This window comes from Amycolatopsis sp. NPDC104587 (genome assembly GCF_055583645.1).
This window is the reverse complement of record NZ_JBVJNO010000006.1, coordinates 36,514-53,646: the sequence shown is the minus strand read 5'-3', so window position 1 is coordinate 53,646 and position 17,133 is coordinate 36,514. Positions and strand designations below refer to the sequence as shown.

Annotated in this window: 19 protein-coding genes; 1 reads left to right on the top strand and 18 read right to left on the bottom strand. The window is 71.5% G+C overall.

Features of this window, described 5'->3' with window-relative positions:
- Positions 1-21: 21 nt before the first annotated feature.
- The 7 genes from ccsB to hemL form a co-directional block, all read right to left on the bottom strand.
- Positions 22-990, bottom strand: a complete 969-nt coding sequence (gene ccsB / locus ACZ61C_RS18985; RefSeq protein ID WP_465308407.1) for a c-type cytochrome biogenesis protein CcsB — start codon at positions 988-990, stop codon at positions 22-24.
- A gap of 3 nt (positions 991-993) precedes the next feature.
- Entirely contained in the window at positions 994-2,589 is a 1,596-nt protein-coding gene (gene resB / locus ACZ61C_RS18980; RefSeq protein ID WP_465308405.1) for a cytochrome c biogenesis protein ResB, read from the bottom strand.
- Positions 2,586-3,359, bottom strand: coding sequence for a cytochrome c biogenesis CcdA family protein (locus ACZ61C_RS18975; RefSeq protein ID WP_465308403.1), 774 nt, complete (start codon positions 3,357-3,359; stop codon positions 2,586-2,588). Before ACZ61C_RS18975 ends, resB begins: the two co-directional genes overlap by 4 nt.
- A gap of 195 nt (positions 3,360-3,554) precedes the next feature.
- Complete coding sequence (locus ACZ61C_RS18970) at positions 3,555-3,908, bottom strand: hypothetical protein (RefSeq protein ID WP_465308401.1); 354 nt, start codon at positions 3,906-3,908, stop codon at positions 3,555-3,557.
- 90 nt (positions 3,909-3,998) lie between these two features.
- The gene (locus ACZ61C_RS18965; RefSeq protein WP_465308399.1) at positions 3,999-4,562 is read right to left on the bottom strand and encodes a TlpA family protein disulfide reductase; all 564 of its coding nucleotides are present in this window, start codon (positions 4,560-4,562) and stop codon (positions 3,999-4,001) included.
- Positions 4,559-5,185, bottom strand: coding sequence for a histidine phosphatase family protein (locus tag ACZ61C_RS18960; protein WP_465308397.1), 627 nt, complete (start codon positions 5,183-5,185; stop codon positions 4,559-4,561). Before ACZ61C_RS18960 ends, ACZ61C_RS18965 begins: the two co-directional genes overlap by 4 nt.
- Positions 5,182-6,483: a glutamate-1-semialdehyde 2,1-aminomutase gene (gene hemL, locus ACZ61C_RS18955; protein ID WP_465308395.1), complete on the bottom strand. Its 1,302-nt coding sequence runs from the start codon at positions 6,481-6,483 to the stop codon at positions 5,182-5,184. Before hemL ends, ACZ61C_RS18960 begins: the two co-directional genes overlap by 4 nt.
- A gap of 62 nt (positions 6,484-6,545) precedes the next feature.
- Here hemL and ACZ61C_RS18950 point away from each other — a divergent pair, with 62 nt between their 5' ends.
- Positions 6,546-7,022: a TspO/MBR family protein gene (locus tag ACZ61C_RS18950; protein ID WP_465308393.1), complete on the top strand. Its 477-nt coding sequence runs from the start codon at positions 6,546-6,548 to the stop codon at positions 7,020-7,022.
- Here the strand turns inward: ACZ61C_RS18950 and ACZ61C_RS18945 are convergent.
- The 11 genes from ACZ61C_RS18945 to ACZ61C_RS18895 form a co-directional block, all read right to left on the bottom strand.
- On the bottom strand, positions 7,019-7,561 hold the full coding sequence (locus ACZ61C_RS18945; protein WP_465308391.1) for a hypothetical protein: 543 nt from the start codon (positions 7,559-7,561) through the stop codon (positions 7,019-7,021). The two genes, ACZ61C_RS18950 and ACZ61C_RS18945, sit on opposite strands and share 4 nt — an antisense overlap.
- An 11-nt stretch (positions 7,562-7,572) precedes the next feature.
- Positions 7,573-8,778 carry an ABC transporter permease gene (locus tag ACZ61C_RS18940; RefSeq protein WP_465308389.1) on the bottom strand — a complete coding sequence of 402 codons (1,206 nt, stop codon included), beginning with the start codon at positions 8,776-8,778 and terminating at the stop codon, positions 7,573-7,575.
- Complete coding sequence (locus ACZ61C_RS18935) at positions 8,775-9,488, bottom strand: ABC transporter ATP-binding protein (RefSeq protein WP_465308387.1); 714 nt, start codon at positions 9,486-9,488, stop codon at positions 8,775-8,777. The genes ACZ61C_RS18940 and ACZ61C_RS18935 overlap by 4 nt, the downstream gene beginning before the upstream one ends.
- Entirely contained in the window at positions 9,485-10,774 is a 1,290-nt protein-coding gene (locus tag ACZ61C_RS18930) for an efflux RND transporter periplasmic adaptor subunit (RefSeq protein WP_465308385.1), read from the bottom strand. Before ACZ61C_RS18930 ends, ACZ61C_RS18935 begins: the two co-directional genes overlap by 4 nt.
- A 62-nt stretch (positions 10,775-10,836) precedes the next feature.
- Positions 10,837-11,163, bottom strand: coding sequence for a hypothetical protein (locus ACZ61C_RS18925; protein ID WP_465308383.1), 327 nt, complete (start codon positions 11,161-11,163; stop codon positions 10,837-10,839).
- Between the two features lie 13 nt (positions 11,164-11,176).
- Positions 11,177-11,623, bottom strand: coding sequence for a hypothetical protein (locus tag ACZ61C_RS18920; protein ID WP_465308381.1), 447 nt, complete (start codon positions 11,621-11,623; stop codon positions 11,177-11,179).
- Positions 11,620-12,162: a hypothetical protein gene (locus ACZ61C_RS18915; protein ID WP_465308379.1), complete on the bottom strand. Its 543-nt coding sequence runs from the start codon at positions 12,160-12,162 to the stop codon at positions 11,620-11,622. The genes ACZ61C_RS18920 and ACZ61C_RS18915 overlap by 4 nt, the downstream gene beginning before the upstream one ends.
- A gap of 18 nt (positions 12,163-12,180) precedes the next feature.
- On the bottom strand, positions 12,181-13,152 hold the full coding sequence (hemB, locus tag ACZ61C_RS18910) for a porphobilinogen synthase (RefSeq protein ID WP_465308377.1): 972 nt from the start codon (positions 13,150-13,152) through the stop codon (positions 12,181-12,183).
- An 89-nt stretch (positions 13,153-13,241) separates the two neighbouring features.
- Complete coding sequence (locus tag ACZ61C_RS18905) at positions 13,242-14,774, bottom strand: bifunctional uroporphyrinogen-III C-methyltransferase/uroporphyrinogen-III synthase (RefSeq protein ID WP_465308375.1); 1,533 nt, start codon at positions 14,772-14,774, stop codon at positions 13,242-13,244.
- A gap of 87 nt (positions 14,775-14,861) precedes the next feature.
- Positions 14,862-15,791, bottom strand: a complete 930-nt coding sequence (gene hemC / locus ACZ61C_RS18900) for a hydroxymethylbilane synthase (protein WP_465309399.1) — start codon at positions 15,789-15,791, stop codon at positions 14,862-14,864.
- Positions 15,792-15,811: 20 nt separating this feature from the next.
- Complete coding sequence (locus ACZ61C_RS18895) at positions 15,812-17,119, bottom strand: glutamyl-tRNA reductase (RefSeq protein WP_465308373.1); 1,308 nt, start codon at positions 17,117-17,119, stop codon at positions 15,812-15,814.
- Between the last annotated feature and the right edge of the window lie 14 nt (positions 17,120-17,133).

The window sequence follows — 17,133 nt, the reverse complement described above, 5'->3', positions numbered from 1 at the left end:
GTCGGCGTACCCGCGGGATGCTCAGCCCACCCCGGCGTAGGAGTGCAAGCCCGCCGTGACGAGGTTCACGAAGAACAGGTTGAAGATGATCGCGGCGAACCCGACGATGTTGATCGCCGCCGCCCGGGCGCCCCGCCAGCCCGCCGTCGCGCGGGAGTGCAGGTAGGCCGCGTAGACGACCCAGGCGATGAAGGCGACGGTCTCCTTGGGGTCCCAGCCCCAGAACCGGCCCCAGGCCGACTCGGCCCAGACGGCGCCGCAGAGCACGCCGAAGGTGAAGACCGGGAAGGCGAAGATCGTCGTCCGGTAGGCGATCCGGTCGAGGACGTCGGCCGCGGGCAGCTTCGACGCGAACCGGGCGAACTTCGTCTCGTCCTTCTCGTGGGCCGCGCGGAACAGGTAAAGCACGCTCGCGACCCCCGGCACCAGGAAGACGCCGGAGCCGATGATGGCCGCCGAGACGTGGATGACCAGCCAGTACGACTGCAGCGCGGGCTGCACCGGCGCCGCGATCGTGTACAGCAGCGTGCCGTTGACGAACATCAGGATCACGACGGGCAGCAGCAGGAAGCCGGTGAGGTGCCGGACCGGGAACTTCGACATCACGAGGATCCAGGTGACCACCGTGATGAAGGTGACCGCCATGCCGTACTCGTACATGTTGCCCCACGGCGCGCGGTGCACGGCGAGCCCGCGCAGCACGATCGCCGACAGCTGCAGCAGCGCGCCGAGCACGAGCAGCGCCGCGCCCATCCGGCCGATCCGCTCGGGGCGGCCGACCTCGCGCTGCGCGGCCTGGACCTCCTCGATCGGCGGCCCGCCGGCACCGACGAGCTCCCGCGCGCGCAGCTTGGCGCGTTCGGTGGCGAGCCGGCCCTTCGCGCCGAAGCCCTGCTCGATCAGCGTCATCATCAGCGCGACGACGTAGATCGCCGCGGCGGTGGTGTAGAGCCAGTCGCTGTACTGCGACAGCGTCTCGTTGATCGGCATGCCTCAGCCCTTCTGACCACTGATCAGGCGTTCGCTGATCCGGTGGAACTCTTCGCCGTACCCGGCCTGGTCGGTGCGGGCCAGCCCGGCGACCTCGATCACCGTACTCGGCTCGCTGTCGGTCCCCGGCTTCACCCGCACCCACAGTCGACGCCGCTTGACCAGCAAGGACGCGCCAAGACCGAGGAACATCGCGATGGCGAACCCGAGCACGAAACCCTGCGTCGGGTCGTGGGAGACCTGCAGCGAGACCCAGTGCCCGACGCCGTCGAAGCGGACCTTCGTGCCGTCGTCGAGCTTGATCTCCTGGCCGACCTTGAGGTTCTCGCGGGCGATCTTCTTCAGCCGCCCGTCGTCGACCATCGTCTGGTCGACCTCGAAGACGGACTGGCCGCGCCCGGCGTCCAGGCCGAGGTCGCCGCGCAGGATGTCGACGGCGACCGCGGGGTCCTTCAGCTCCGGCGCCGACGACGTCAGGACATTGCCGTGCAGGAACGACGTCGGCGCGAACAGGCCGGTGATGGCCAGCTGCCGCGTCCGGCGCTGCACCTCGTCGGTGACGCCGGGCTGGTCGAACTTCGTCGCGCCCTCGGCGAGCATCGTGGTCGGGTCGACTGTGCGCCACTGCGTGTTCTGCGTGCGCTGGGTGCCGTCGGGGAAGGTCACCGTGAACTTCGGCGAGTACCCCTGGCCGAGCAGGTAGACGCGGTCGCCGGCGGTGCGCAGCGGCGAGTTGACCTCGAGGCCGTACGGGCGCCAGGTGTTCGTGTCGAGGTCGCCGCCGGACTGGTACTCGATGTTCGAGTGGTAGTACTCCGGCTCGCCGGCGTCGGTGTAGCGCGCGGTGAAGTCGTTGATCTTCACGCAGAACGGGTCGAGGTCGGTGCCGTCGACGCGCAGGCCCGCGTTGAAGGAGTCGTAGTTGTAGATGCCGGAGTTGCAGAAGGTGCTGCCGTCGGCCTGGACGATGACCTGGCCCTCGTAGCCGAACATCTTGCCCAGCGCGAAGAACACGATCAGGCCCAGCATGCTGAAGTGGAAGATCAGGTTGCCGGTCTCGCGCAGGAACCCGCGCTCGGCGGAGATCGTGCGGACGCCGTCGGCCTCTTCGCGCTCGACGCGCCGCCAGCCGGACAGCTGCTTGTGGACGGCGGCGACCTCGGCGGAGACGTCGGCCTTGCCGCGGCCGAGCCGGTAGTGCGGCATCCGCGCCAGGTTGCGCGGGGTCAGCACCGGCTTGGCGCGCATCGCCTTGACGTACTCGAAGCTGCGCGGGGTGAGGCAGCCGACCAGCGAGATCATCAGCAGCAGGTAGATGGCCGAGAACCAGATGCTGGAGTAGACGTCGTAGAACTCGAGCTTGTCGAGCAGGGTGCCCCACCAGCCGTGGGCGCCGATGTACTCGTCGACCTTGGGGGCGTTGAGCTTCCGCTGCGGCAGGAGCGCGCCGGGCAGGGCGGCCAGCGCGAGCAGGAACAGCAGGACGAGCGCGGTGCGCATCGACGTCAGGCCGCGCCAGGTGTTGCGGATGAACGCGAAGGTGCGCTTGGCGGGCGTCGGGCCTTGCGGGGTCTTCGGGGGCGCTTCGGTGGTGGTCACAGCGGCAGCTCCAGAGTGCCCGTGAGCTCGTTGCGGAGGAAGCCCATCAGATCTCCCCAGACGCCGGTGACCAGCAGGATCCCGACGACCATCAGCAGCGCGCCACCGAAGATCTGCACGTGGCGGCCGTGCCGGCGCACCCAGTCGGTGGCCCGGACGGCCCAGCGGGCGCCGAGCGCGATGAGCAGGAACGGCACCCCGAGGCCGAGGCAGTAGACGGCGATCAGCAGGTAGCCGCGGGCCGCGGCGCCACCGGTCGCGCTGGCCAGCGACATGACGGCCGAGAGCGTCGGGCCGATGCAGGGCGTCCAGCCGAGGCCGAAGACCGCGCCCAGCAGCGGGGCGCCCCAGACGCCGCCGCCGGGGACGCGGTGTGAGCGGAACTCGCGCTGCATGCCCGGGATCCAGCCGAGGAACACCAGCGCCATCGCGATGGTGAGGACGCCGCCGAGGCGTTGCAGCAGGTCCTGGTTGAGGACGAGCGTGTCGGCCAGCCAGACCAGGGTGCCCAGGGTGGCGACGAACACGACGGTGAACCCGAGCACGAACAGCAGCGCGGCGCCGAGAACGGACCATCGGCCCTTCTTGCGCTCCTCGTCGGCCTTGACCGCGGGGGCGTCCGCGCCGACGAGCGCGGCGAGGTACGCGAGGTACCCCGGCACGAGCGGCACCACGCACGGCGAGGCGAAGGAGATGGTTCCGGCCAGCAGCGCGACGCCCGCGGCGAGCAGCAGCGGTCCGGAGATCGCCAGCTCGGTAACGGAGTTCACCCCGTTGAGGGTAGGCAGTGAGGTCCCGGTGAGAACTCCGGGGCCGGTTCACAGGACCTCGGTCACAGCAGATCAGGACGTTGGTCCCGTTCGTCCGGACCCGAGCGCCCCAATGTGGCCTTGGTTGCGTTCAACGCACCCAAGGGGCCCTCCGGTGCGTTCAACGCACCGAAGGCCACATTGGGGCGCTGGGGATCAGACGTGGAGCTCGCCGCCGCCGGCCAGCTTGGCGTTCAGGTTGGGGCCGTAGTTGCCGTACTCCCCCGTGTTGAGCTCGGACTGGCCGTTGCTCGTAACCGTTTCGTACGTCGTGTACGGGTAGCAGCAGCTACCGATCGACAGCGTGTCGCCGTACCGGGCGCCGGACAGGTTCGCGTGCACCTGGTTGTTGGCCGAGTTCAGCCACAGGCGCAGCGTGCGGCCGTTTCCGCTCGTCTGCTTGAGCACCGTGAACCCCTGGACGGAGGCGGGCGCGGCCGAGGCAGGCACCTCGACCGTGACGGTGGCGGCGGCCGCGACCAGCGCGACGGCCGCGATCTTCTTCAGCATGGACTTCTCCCCATGGTCGTGCGAAACGATCATGGGGAACCTAGCCGAACAACCGCGCAAGCCGGTTAAAACCCGGCAAAAGCCCCTCGATCAGGCTTCCTTCTCCAGGCGCCGGGCCACCGGCAGCAGGTCCTGGGCCAGCACCTGCCGCAGGAAGACCGCCGCCACGCGGTGCTGTTTGTCCAGCACGATCGTCGACGGGATGATGTTGCGCGGGTAGCCGCTCAGCTTGAGCAGCACCCGGCCGTCCGGGTCGTAGATCGACGGGTACGTCAGCTTCCGGTCGCGGACGAAGTCCTGGGCCACCTCGCGCGCCGGGTCGCGGACGTCGATGCCGACCACCTGGACACCCTGCTTGACCAGGCTCTCCATCTCCGGCACCTCGGTGCGGCACGGCCCGCACCACTGCCCCCAGAGGTTGAGCACGAGCACCTTGCCCGGGTAGTCGGCCAGCGAGAGCTGCTTGCCCTCGTTCATCAGGTCGTCGCCGGAGAGCACCGGCGCGGTCTGGCGCTGGGAGACGTCGTAGGTGATGTCCACCTGGCCGCCCGGGGAGACGAAGCTGAAGCTGCTCCCCTGCACCACCGCGTCCTTGCCGGCGCTGCACCCGGCCACCAGGCCCAGCACGGCCAGCGAGACGAGCAGGCGCTTCATGCCCCGGTCACCTTCGGGTCGGTCGTGCCCGCCGGCTCGCTGTAGACGATCTCGCGCAGCTCGTCGCCGTCGAAGACCAGCGACGTCAGCGACGCCAGTGAGCACTGGCGGCGACGCGGGTCGTGCCACAGCTTCTTGCCCTCGAGGAACCGCCGCAGCGTCCAGATCGGGAGCTGGTGCGACACGCACAGCGCTTCGTGCCCCGACGCCGCTTCGCGCGCCCGGTGGACCGCGCCGAGCATCCGGTGCGCGATCTCCAGGTACGGCTCGCCCCACGACGGCTTGAACGGGTTCACCAGCTTCGGCCAGTGGCGAGGCTCCCGCAGCGCGCCGTCGCCGACCGCGACGTGCAGGCCCTCGAACTGGTTGCCGGCCTCGATCAGGTCCGGGTCGGTCGTGATGTCCAGCCGGTGCGCGGCCGCGATCGGCGCCGCTGTCTCCTGCGCGCGCTGCAGCGGCGACGCGACGACGTGCACCAGGTCGTGGCCCGCGACGGCCTCGGCGACCGTGAGAGCCTGACGCTGGCCGCGCTCGGAGAGCCGGTAGCCCGGCAGGCGGCCGTAGAGGATCTTCTCGGGGTTGTGGACTTCGCCGTGACGCAGCATGTGGACGACGGTGGTCACTTGACTGCCTCCGCCGCTGCGCGCGCCGCCGCGGGCAGAGCCGCTTCGATCACTTCGAACGCTTCGTCGTCCATCGCCGCGTTGACGAACCAGGCCTCGTACGCGCTCGGGGGCGCGTACACGCCTCCGTCGAGCAGCGCGTGGAAGAACGGCGGGAAGCGCCACGTCTCGGACGCCTGCGCGCCCGCGTAGTCGCGTACCTCGTTCTCGCCGAAGAACACGCTCACCAAGTTGCCCGCGTACTGCACGTTGTGCGCGACGCCGGCTTCGGTCAGCGCGAGGTGGAAGAGGTTGCCGAGCCGCTTCGCGTTGGCGTCGAGCGCCGCGTACACGGCGTGGTCGGCCGCGCGCAGCGTCGCGAGGCCCGCGGCGACCGCGACGGGGTTCCCGGACAGCGTCCCGGCCTGGTAGACCGGCCCGCCCGGGGCGAGCTTGGCCATCACGTCGGCGCGGCCGCCGAAGGCCGCCGCCGGCAGCCCGCCGGACATCACCTTGCCGAACGTGTAGAGGTCGCCGGCCACGCCTTCGAGGCCGAACCAGCCCGCGCCCGAGACGCGGAACCCGGTCATCACCTCGTCCATGACCAGCAGCGCGCCGTGCTCGTGGGCGAGGTCACGCAGGCCCTCGTTGAAGCCGGGCGCCGGGGCGACCGCGCCCATGTTCCCGGCCGCGGCCTCGGTGATCACCGCCGCGATCTCGCCCGGGTTGTCCACAAAGGACTTCCGGACGGCGTCGAGGTCGTTGTAGGGCAGCACGATCGTGTCCGCGGCCTGGGCACCGGTGACACCCGGCGACGTCGGCAGCCCGAGCGTCGCGACGCCGGAGCCGGCCTGGGCGAGCAGCGCGTCGACGTGACCGTGGTAACACCCGGCGAACTTCACGATCTTCGCCCGGCCGGTGAACCCGCGGGCCAGCCGGATCGCGCTCATCGTGGCCTCGGTGCCCGAGTTGACCAGCCGCACCTGCTCGACCGGCCCGACCCGGCCGATGATCTCCTCGGCCAGCTCGACCTCGCCGATCGTCGGGGTGCCGAACGACAGCCCGGACGTCGCCGCCGCGCGCGCCGCCTCGACGACGTGCGGGTGCGCGTGGCCCAGGATCATCGGCCCCCAGGACGAGACCAGGTCGACGTAGCGGTTCCCGTCGGCGTCCCACAGGTGCGGGCCCTCGCCGCGGACCATGAACCGCGGGGTGCCGCCGACCGAGTTGAACGCCCGGACCGGCGAGTTCACCCCGCCCGGGACGGCCGCCTTCGCGCGTTCGAACCATGCCTTGGACTGCTCGGTTCCAGTGCTCACGAGGTCCAGTCTCGCAAACCCGCCTAGGATGGCCGGACGCCGCCCGGGGAGGGGAACAGCCGGTGACCGAACGTGTGTCCCAGCGCAACCCGTGGCTCGTGCTGGCCGGCTTCGTCGGCGTGGTCGCCGTGGTGGCCGTGGTCGGCGCGCTGGCCGCGACCTCGGCGAAGGACGTCTACGCGCGCCTCGAGCTGCCGTCGTGGGCACCACCGGTGTCGCTGTTCGGTCCGGTGTGGACGGTGCTGTACGTCATGATCGCGCTGTCCGGCTGGTGCTACTGGCGCACCGACGGCGAGACCCGCGGGTTCGCCGCGTACGGCATCGGGCTGCTGGCCAACCTGCTCTGGCCCCCGCTGTTCTTCGAGGGCGCCGCCGCCGTGCTCGCGCTGCTCGACATCGTGCTGCTGGACGTCGTCGTGGTCGTGACGATCGTCCTGTTCGCCCGCCGGTCGAAGCTCGCGGCCGCGCTGCAGGTGCCCTACCTGGCCTGGATCCTCTTCGCGACCGCGCTCAACACCGCCATCGTCGTGCTGAACTAGCGCCCGGCCTGCTGGGTGATGGCCTGCGCGGCCACCGTGCCGTCGGCACCCGCCTGGCCCTGGACGACCACCGTCGAGCCCGGCTTGAGGTCCGAGAGCTTGCCCTGCTGGGTCACGCCGACCGTGGTCGAGTCCGAAGTGGACACCTTGACGTCGGTGCCCTGCGCGGTCTTCACGTACACCGTGGAGCCGTCGACGCGGTCGACCGTGCCGGTGGTGCCGCGGCCGCCCGCCCCGCGGAAGCCACCGCCCTGCTGGCCGGTGCCGCCGGTCTGGCCGGTGCCGCCCTGGGCCTGCTGACCGCCGAAGCTGCCACCTTGGCGTCCGGTGGGCGTCGAGGAGGACGACGAGCCGAAGGCCGCGTGCGTCCAGGCGCCGCCGCCGAACGCGATCGCGAGCACGACGAGCCCGGCCAGCACGAGCGTCGTGCGGGAGAACGGCTTCGCGGCCCGGCACATCTCGGCGTGGAGGTCACCGTCGACCGCCGGGCGGGCGACGATGTCCTCCGCGGTCGGCGGGTTCGTGGTGGACGAAGACATGCGAAAGCTCCTTATTCGTGACGCAGGGCGTCGATGGGCCGCAGCTTGGCGGCCCGGTTCGCCGGGAAGCTGCCGAAGAACAGCCCGATCAGGGCGGAGACCGCGAACGCGAGCAGGATCGACGAGGGCACCACGACCGGCTGGATCCCGGAGATGGTGAACCGGCTGCCGACCAGCCCGATCGCGACGCCGAGCAGCCCGCCGAACAGGCTGAGCATGGTCGCTTCGGCGAGGAACTGGCCGAGGATGGCCGCGCGCGGGGCGCCGATGGCCTTGCGGATGCCGATTTCGCGGATCCGCTCGGTCACCGTGACGAGCATGATGTTCGTGACGCCGATCCCGCCGACCAGCAGTGAGATCGCCGCGACCGCCGCCAGCAGCACGGTGAACGTCTCGGTCGCCGACGTCCGGGTCGCGAGCAGCTGCTCGGAGTTCTGGATCTGGTAGTCGGCGGTGCCGCCGAGCCGGATGCCGTGGCGCGCGTTGAGGATCGCGGTGATCTCGGACTGGGCCAGCGAGACGGAGTCCGCGCTGGTGGCCTGGACGGCGATCTGGCTGAGGCTGCCGTACCCGGCCAGCGAGTTCTGCACGGCCGAGATCGGCGCGATCGCGACGTCGTCGGCGTTCTGCAGCCCGGTGCTGCCCTTGGCCTGCAGCACCCCGACCACGGTGAACTGGATGCTGTTGAGCAGCACGTTCTTGCCGACCGCGCCGGTGGTGCTCCCGAAGATCGACTCCGCGGTCGTCGGGCCGAGGACGACGACCTTCCGCGCGGCCGTCACGTCCTCGCTGCTGAACAGCTGACCCTGCGCGAGCTCGCGGTTGGTGGTCGTGAAGTACGCCGGCTCGGTGCCCGCGACCGTCGAGATGTCGTACGACGTCTGCCCGTAGGTCGCGGTCGCCGTGGTGTTCACCACCGGTGAGGCGGCTTTGACGTCGGGCGCGCCGACCGGGTCGACGAGCGCGTGCGCGTCCTGCACGGTCAGCGGCCGCGCCGAAGCGCCCTGCCCGCCGCCGCGCGCCGGGGAGACGTTGACGACGTTGGTGCCGAGGCCCTGGATGCTGGCCGCGATGGCCGCCGACGCGCCGTTGCCGACCGCGACGAGCAGGATGACCGCCGCGACACCGATGGTGATGCCGAGCGTGGTGAGCGAGGAGCGCAGCTTGTTCGCGGTGAGCCCGCGCACGGCGAAGCGCAGGACTTCGAAGAAGTTCACGAGACCGCCCCCACCGCGCGGGTCACTTCGTCCGACACGATCAGGCCGTCGTCGACCCGGACCACGCGGTGCGCGTGCGCGGCGACCTCGTCCTCGTGGGTGATGACGACGATGGTGCGGCCGAGCCGGTTGAGCCGGTCGAAGACGCCGAGGACGTCTTCGGTGCTGCGGCGGTCGAGGTTGCCGGTCGGCTCGTCGGCGAGCAGCATCGCCGGGCCGGTGACCAGCGCCCGCGCCACCGCGACCCGCTGGATCTGGCCGCCGGACAGCTCGCTGGGCAGGTGCTTGGCCCGGTCGGACAGCCCGACCATCTCGAGCGCGGCGAGCGCGCGGCGCCGCCGTTCCGCCCGCCGGAGTCCACTGTAGACAAGCGGGAGCTCCACATTGGACAACGCCGAGGTGCGCGGCACGAGGTTGAACGACTGGAAGATGAACCCGATCTTCCGGTTGCGCAGCAAGGCCAGCTGCCGTTCGTTGAGCTTGCCGACCCCGAAGCCGTCCAAGAGGTACTGGCCGGACGTCGGGACGTCGAGGCAGCCCAGCATGTTCAGCAGCGTCGACTTGCCCGAGCCGGACGCGCCCATGATCGCGACGTACTCGCCGGGCCAGACCGTGAGGTCGACCCCGCGCAGCGCGTGCACCGCCGTCTCGCCGGCGCCGTAGGTCTTGCGCAGCTCGGAAACCGCGATGACCGGGTTGACCGGGCTCACCCGCGGCCGCCGAACCCGCCGCCGGCGCCCGTGCCGGTGCCGCGCTGGCCGCCGCCGGGGAACCCGCCGGTCCCGCCACCGGGGAACCCGCCGGTCCCGGCGCCGGTCCGGCCGGTGCCCGTGCCGCCGGTCGCGGCCGTCGCGGTCAGCACCACGTTCTCGCCCTCGGTCAGCCCGGAGGTGATCTGGACCGTCGGCTCGCCGCGGATGCCGATCTGCACCTGGCGCGTGACGTTCTGGCCGTTCTCCTGCACGGTGACGACGTTGGTGCTGCCGGCGGTCGTCACGGCCGCGGCCGGCACGCTCAGCGCGTTCTCGGCCGACGCGACGGTGATCACGACACTCGCGGACTGGCCGGGCCGCAGCCCGTCCGGCGGGTCGGTCAGCGCCAGCTGCGCGCCGTAGGACACCACGCTGCCGCTGGTCGTCGGGGTCAGGTTGATGCTCGAGACGGTCGCCTGCACCGGCTTGTCCGGCAGCGCGTTGAGCGTCACCGTGGCCTTCTGGCCCGTCTTGACCTTGCTGACGTCGATCTCGGCGACCGAGGTGTCGACGACCAGGCCGGTCATGTTCGTGATGGTGATGAACCCGCTGCCGCTCGCGCTCGACGACGAAGCGGCGCTGGAGTTCGAGGAACCCTGCCCGCTGCCCTGGCCGCTCCCGCTCGACGACGTCGCGGACTGCGAGCTGCTCGACGAGCCGCTGGAGGACTGCTGCCCCACCGTGCCGTTGACCGCGGTGACCGTGCCGGCGCCGGGCGCGTAGAGCGTGGTGTTCTCGAGGGCTTCCTGCGCGGTCTGGACGTCCAGCTGCGCCTGGTCCAGCTTCGCCTGCGCCGAGGTGACGCTGTTCGCGGCGGTCTGCGCGCTGTTCTGGCTGTTCTGCCCGGTCGCCGGGGTGTCTTCGGCGTCCTCGGCGCTGTTGAGGCTGTCCTGCGCGACGGCGAGGTTCGCCTTCGCGACCTGAAGCTGCTTCGCCGCCTGAGTGCTGTCGACCGTCGCGAGCTTCTGCCCGGCGCTGACGACGTCACCGACCTTCACGGCGATCGAGGTGACCTTGCCGGCCGTCGCGAAGTTCGCCGCGCCGGTGTAGCTGCTGGCGAGGGTCCCGGCGGCGGAGATGGTCTCCGTGACCGTCGCGCGCCGCACCGGCGTGCTGCGCGTCTGGGCCTGCGCCGTGCTCGGTTCGGGGCTGAACGCCTGGTATATCCCGAATCCCGCTCCGGCCAGCAGCACGACCAGAGCACCGTTGATCACCCATGCCTTCGAGGCACGCACGCGCGTCATGCGGCAACTCTGGGACCGCCGCTTAGTGATTGGCTGTTCGTTCCCTGTGCGGAGGCTGTGTATCAGGGGTGTCGCGTACGGACCGCGAGCAGCACCTGACGCACCGCGTCGACCAGCAGGATCGCGGCCAGCGTGCCGAGCCCGACGGCCGCGGCGAGCAGCCCGCCGAAGTACCGGTGCGACTCGAGCACCGCGCCGTCGTCGGTGCGGGTGACGACAGTGGCGACGCCGCCGTGCCAGCACGCGTAGGCGGCCCAGCCGGCCAGTACGGCGAGCACGACCTCCACGACGGCGACCAGCGTCCGCCACGGCTTGTGCAGCCGCGCGCGGGGGCCGGGTTCTTCCGGCGGCCAGAGCTCGGCGCCGGTGGGCTGCGGAAGGTCGATCACAGCGCCGATTTTCTCATGCTTCGCGCGGCGTCGCCCGGACGAGCCGGTCAAGCGCGTCCTGGAGGGCCTCGACGTCCTTCGCCCACGCCAGCACGACCGTGCCGTCGGTGAGCTTGACCGGCAGCGAGTCGTACTTGCGCGGCACCGCCCAGCCCCCGCCGAGCACCCGCGCGCCGACCGGCGCCCCGACGTCGGTGACCTCGGCGAGCTGCTCGGCCGGCACCTTCTCGCGGCCCTGCCGCAGCTGCCGCGTGGTGACCTCCAGCGACAGGAACCGGCGTCGCGCGTACACCCACGGCACGGTGATGGCGCACAGCCCGGCGGCGACCAGCACCCAGCCCACGACGTGCACGGGCCCACCGGTGGCGAGCTCGGCCAGTGCGCCGACGAGGGCGAACACCGGGCCCCAGGCGATCGCGGCCCAGCTCACGCCGGATTCGGCGTAGAGCCGGTCGCTCACGGCTTCTTGCCGGCCTTCGGGAAGTAGGGGGCCACCGACGGCAGGTACATCAGGATCAGCGCGATCACGAACAGCAGGGTGGCCATCACCGACGGCAGGTTGCTGAAGAGGGCGAACTGGAACAGCACGCAGGCGACCCCGAGCCAGGTGAGCACGGTGCGGGCCGAGCGGGTGCCTTCACGGGCCTTGTAGGCGAACAGCCCGACCAGCAGGGCGAACACCACCGCCCCGACGAAGAGCAGCCAGACGAAGGTGTTCGTGCCGCTCGCCACCGAGTTCGGGTCGATCTGCCGCCCGGCCTCGCGGTTCTGCTTGATCAGCTCGTCGATCAGCTGCTGCTTGAGGGCCAGCGTGAGCACCTGCCCGCCGATCAGCACCACCCCGCCGAGCAGCCAGATCCAGAACGACGCCTGCACGGGCCCGGGCGGCCGGACCGCCGGCGCGGCCTGACCGGGCATCAGCGGATCCGGCGAAAGGCCCCGCTTGCGCCGTTCGTCGTCGGTGAGACCGTTGAGGTCTTCGGTGTTCTTGTCCGCCACGCGGGTGAATATAGCCGGTCAGTCGAGCCAGGCGGCGGCTTCGGCGGCCCAGTAGGTGAGGATCATGTCGGCGCCGGCCCGGCGGATCGACGTCAGGACCTCGAGGACCGTGCGCTCGCGCTCCAGCCAGCCGTTCGCCGCGGCGGCCTCGACCATCGCGTACTCGCCGGAGATGTTGTACGCGGCCACCGGCACCGGGGAGATCTCCGCGGCCGCCTTCACGACGTCCAAATAGGACAGCGCGGGCTTGACCATGACCATGTCCGCGCCCTCGGCGAGGTCGAGCTCGATCTCGCGCAGCGCCTCGCGGGCGTTGCCCGGGTCCTGCTGGTAGGTCTTGCGGTCACCCTTGAGCTGCGAGTCGACGGCCTCGCGGAAGGGGCCGTAGAACGCGCTGGCGTACTTCGCGGCGTAGGCGAGGACGGCCTTGTCGCTGTGGCCGACCTCGTCGAGCGCCCGGCGGATGACGCCGATCTGGCCGTCCATCATCCCGGACGGCCCGAGCACGTGCGCCCCGGCTTCGGCCTGCGCGACGGCCATCTCGGCGTAGATCCGCAGGGTGGCGTCGTTGTCCACGGCGCCGTCGGCGTCCAGGACACCGCAGTGGCCGTGGTCGGTGAACTCGTCGAGGCAGGTGTCGGCCATCAGCACGGTGGCGTCGCCGAGCTCGTGCCGCAGGTCGCGCAGGGCGACGTTGAGGATCCCGTTCTCGTCGACGGCCCCGGAGCCCTCGGCGTCCCGGTGCTCGGGGACGCCGAAGAGCATGAGCCCGCCGACCCCGGCGTTGACCGCGTCGACGGCGGCTTTCCGCAGCGTGTCGCGGGTGTGCTGCACGACGCCGGGCATGCTCGAGATCGCCTTGGGCGTGTCGAGCCCCTCGGCGACGAACATGGGGAGGATCAGCTGGCGTGGCCGCAGCGTCGTCTCACCCACCAGCCGGCGCATGGCCGGGGTGGTGCGGAGCCTGCGGGGACGATGCTCGGGGAACACCCCTCCAATTTACTCCCCGGCCCGGAAAGCCATGAGGGGCACCTTCATGGCCGTCAAGACCATGAAGGTGCCCCTCATGAACCGCGAACTCAGGAGCGGCGAGCCCGCTTGGCCTTCCGCGGCGGCGGCAGCGCACCCTCCGCACGAAGCCGCGCGGCGTGCTCGGCCAGCGCGTCCACCAGGTGCGGAACATCCGCCTTCTCCGGCTGGACGTCCACCCGGAGCCCGAACTCCACCGCGGTCTCGGCGGTCTTCGGGCCGATGCACGCGACCAGCGTGCGGGTGTGCGGCTTGCCGGCGATGCCGACCAGGTTCCGCACGGTCGAGGACGAGGTGAAGCAGACCGCGTCGAACCCGCCGGTCTTGATCATCTCGCGGGTCTCGGCGGGCGGCGGCGCGGCGCGCACCGTGCGGTACGCCGTCACGTCGTCGATCTCCCAGCCGCGCTCGCGCAGGCCGGCCGACAGGGTCTCGGTGGCGATGTCCGCCCGCGGCAGCAGCACGCGGTCGACCGGGTCGAGCACGTCGTCGTACGGCGGGAACTCGGCCAGCAGGCCTTCCGACGACTGCTCGCCGGTCGGGACCAGCTCCGGGATGATGCCGAACGAGCGCACCTTCTCCGCGGTCGCGGCGCCGACGCAGGCGATCTTCACGCCGGAGAACGCGCGGGCGTCGAGCCCGAACTCCTCGAACTTCTCCCACACCGCGCGGACCGCGTTGGTGGAGGTGAAGACGATCCACTGGTAGCGGCCGTCGACCAGGCCCTTGACCGAACGCTCCATCTGCGCCGGGCTGCGGGGCGGCTCGACCGAAATCGTGGGCACCTCGTGGGACGTCGCGCCGTGGCCGCGCAGGCGCTCGGCCATCTCGCCGGCCTGCTCCTTGGTGCGCGGCACCAGGACCTTCCAGCCGTACAGCGCGCGCGACTCCCACCACGACAGCTTCGAGCGCTGCCCGGCGGCCTGGCCGATCGTGACGATCAGCGGCCCGACGAGCTCACCCGCGTCGTTGGCGACCTTCTCGAGCGTGGTGTCGAGGGTGCGCTGGGTGTTGATGGTGCCGTTCGCGGTGACCGCGACCGGGGTCGACGCCGGGACGCCGTTGCCGGTCAGCGCCGACGCCGCTTCGGCCAGGTGGGCCGACGTCGCGTGCAGCACCAGCGGGCCCGGGGACGCCGCCAGCGCCGCCCAGTCGACGTCGCCGCGGACGTCGACCTCGACGTGCGTGCCGCCGAGCGCGACACCCGCGTACGCCGGGACGGCCGCGCCCGGGGAAACGCCCGGGATGACGTCGAACACGGCGCTCGTGCGCGCGACCGCCTGGACCTCGGCCACCACGGCCGGGGTGGTCAGCGGGTCGCCCGCGACCAGCCGCAGCACCAGCCGGCCGGCCTTGGCCTCGGCCGTCAGGTCCTTGGCGACCTCGGTGGCCTCGCCGACGGCGGGCCGGACCTCGGCGCCCTCGGCCGCCATGGCCAGCACGGCCTGCGGCACGTCGGGGTCGGTCACCACGACCTCGGCCTTGGCGAGCAGTTCCTGGGCACGGACCGTGAGCAGGCCGGCGTCGCCGGGCCCGGAGCCCACGAACGCTACGCGCCCGGTGGTCTTTCGCGCGGGGGTCATCTGTGCGTTTCTCCTCTTGCGGCGGCCGTGCGGGATGGCACGGACGCAGGTCTCCTACGTCTTGCGGAAAGCGCTTTGTGAAAAGCGCTACTCGGCGGTGCCGGAGAGGGCTCCGGCACCGAGGTCCAGCAGCTCGGCGGCCAGGTCCTTGCCCAGCTGGGCGGCCTGGTGCTTGTCAGCCAGCGCGATGGCCCGGACCATGTCCACCGCGCCGTCCTCGCCGTCGGCCGCGGCGGTGCCGCGCAGCGAGATCCGTTCCACGACCTTGCCCTCGGCGTCGAGATCTTCGACGATCTCGGCGAGCGCGCCCACCGGCGCGCTGCACCCCGCCTCGAGCGCGGCCAGCAGGGCCCGCTCGGCCGTCACCGCGGCCCGCGTACCCTCGTCGTCCAACGTGGACGCGAGCAGGTGCTCGAGGTCCACGTCGGCGGCCCGGCACTCCACCGCCAGCGCGCCCTGTGCGGGCGCGGGCAGCATCTGGATCGGGTCGAGGGTCTCGGTGATCACCTCGGCCAGTCCGACCCTGGCCAGTCCGGCACGCGCGAGCACCACGGCATCCAGCTCGCCGTCGGTCACCTTGCGCATGCGGGTGTCGATATTGCCGCGAATCGGCACGATTTCCAAACCGAGACCCAGCGCGCGCAGCTGAGCGGTGCGCCGCGGCGAGCCCGTGCCCACCGTCGAACCCGGCGACAGCTCGCCCAAGGTCAGCCCGTCGCGCGCGATCAGCGCGTCCCGCGGGTCCTCGCGCGGCGGCACGGCGGCCAGCGAAATGCCCGGCTCGGGCGCGGTCGGCAGGTCCTTGTACGAGTGGACGATGACGTCGACCTCGTTGCGCAGCAACGCTTCCCGCAGCGCCGACGTGAAGACGCCGACCCCGATCGTGGGAATCGGCGCGGAGGACTTGTCGCCGGGAGTGGTCACGGTGACGATCTCGACCTCGGCGCCGGTGGCGCGCAGGGCGTCGGCGACGGTCCCGGTCTGGGCGAGCGCGAGCTTCGAGCCGCGGGTGCCCATGCGAATGACTCTGGTCACTGCTACTTCTTCTCTGGTGGGGGCTTCGGGCTCGCCACCGCGGCGGGCGCCTGCGGGTCGAGGCAGAACAGTTCGCGCAACGCGTTCGCGTAGTCGGTTTCGGCCGTCTCGGCAGCCAGCTGCTTCACCCGCACGGTGGGCGCGTGCAGCAGCTTGTCGACCACCCGGCGGACCGTGCGGCCGACCTCTTCGCGGACGCCCGGTTCGAGGTCGGGCAGCCGGTGGTCCAGGCGCAGCAGCTCGGCGTCGACGACCTCGGCCGCCCGCCGCCGCAGCGCCGTCACGGTCGGGGTGACCTCGGCGCTGCGCTGCCCGGCGAGGTAGTCGCGCACCTCGTCGAGCACGATCCCGGTCGCCTTGGCCGTCTGGCGCTCGGTGGTCGGGGTGCCGGCTTCGCGCATCCGGCGCTGGATGGTGGCCAGGTCGACAACCCGGACGCCGGCCAGCTCGCCGACCTCGGGGTCGACGTCGCGGGGCAGGCCGAGGTCGCACACCACGAGCGGGCGGCCGCCGCGGGGAAGCACCTGCCCGGGACCGAAGACGGCGTCCTGCGCGCCGGTGCAGCAGATCACGATGTCGGCCTCGCGGACCGCGTCCGCGACCTGGGACAGCGGGATCGCGCGGGTGGGCACGCCGTGTTCGGTGCTGTTCGCGGCCAGGCGGCGGGCGCGGGCGTCGGTGCGGTTGGCGACGGTGATCTCGCCGATCCCGGCCTTGCGCAGCTGCGACGCGCTCAAGGCGCCCATCGAGCCGGCGCCGACGATGACGGCGTGCTTGCCGGTGACGTCCCCGGCCGCGGCGAGCGCCTCGGAGACGACCGACGCGCCGAGCTGGTCGAGCCCGGTTTCGCTGTGGACGCGCTTGCCGACGCGCAGCGTGGTCTGGATCAGCTCGTGCAGCGTGCGGCCGACGGTGCCGACCTCGCGCGCGGTGGCGTAGGCGGCGCGGACCTGCCCGAGGATCTGCGTCTCGCCGACGACCATGGAGTCCAGGCCGGAGGTGACGGAGAACAGGTGCTCGACGGCCGCGCCGGCGTAGTGCACGTACAGGCTGTCGTAGAGCTCGGCGGGTTCCATCCCGGCCTGGCGGGAAAGCACTTCGGAGACGTCGTTGAGGCCGCCGTGGAAGGTCTCGACGACCGCGTACACCTCGATGCGGTTGCACGTCGAGACGAGCATGACCTCACTGATGTGCTCGGCCTGCTGCAGCTCGTGCAGCACCTTGGCCACCTCGGGCGCCGGTACCGCGACGCGCTCCAGCGTGCTCAGCTCCGCACTGCGATGCGAGAGACCGACCGCCAACACGCTCATGCGATCACCTCGCT

Bases quoted from the DNA above. Each gene is read 5' to 3' on its own strand.
- ACZ61C_RS18930 (WP_465308385.1), bottom strand. From the start codon at position 10,774: ATGACGCGCGTGCGTGCCTCGAAGGCATGGGTGATCAACGGTGCTCTG.
- ACZ61C_RS18895 (WP_465308373.1), bottom strand. From the start codon at position 17,119: ATGAGCGTGTTGGCGGTCGGTCTCTCGCATCGCAGTGCGGAGCTGAGC.
- ACZ61C_RS18965 (WP_465308399.1), bottom strand. From the start codon at position 4,562: ATGAAGCGCCTGCTCGTCTCGCTGGCCGTGCTGGGCCTGGTGGCCGGG.
- ACZ61C_RS18970 (WP_465308401.1), bottom strand. From the start codon at position 3,908: ATGCTGAAGAAGATCGCGGCCGTCGCGCTGGTCGCGGCCGCCGCCACC.
- ACZ61C_RS18905 (WP_465308375.1), bottom strand. From the start codon at position 14,774: ATGACCCCCGCGCGAAAGACCACCGGGCGCGTAGCGTTCGTGGGCTCC.
- ccsB (WP_465308407.1), bottom strand. From the start codon at position 990: ATGCCGATCAACGAGACGCTGTCGCAGTACAGCGACTGGCTCTACACC.
- hemC (WP_465309399.1), bottom strand. From the start codon at position 15,791: ATGGGCACCCGCGGCTCGAAGCTCGCGCTCGCCCAGACCGGGACCGTC.
- ACZ61C_RS18945 (WP_465308391.1), bottom strand. From the start codon at position 7,561: ATGTCTTCGTCCACCACGAACCCGCCGACCGCGGAGGACATCGTCGCC.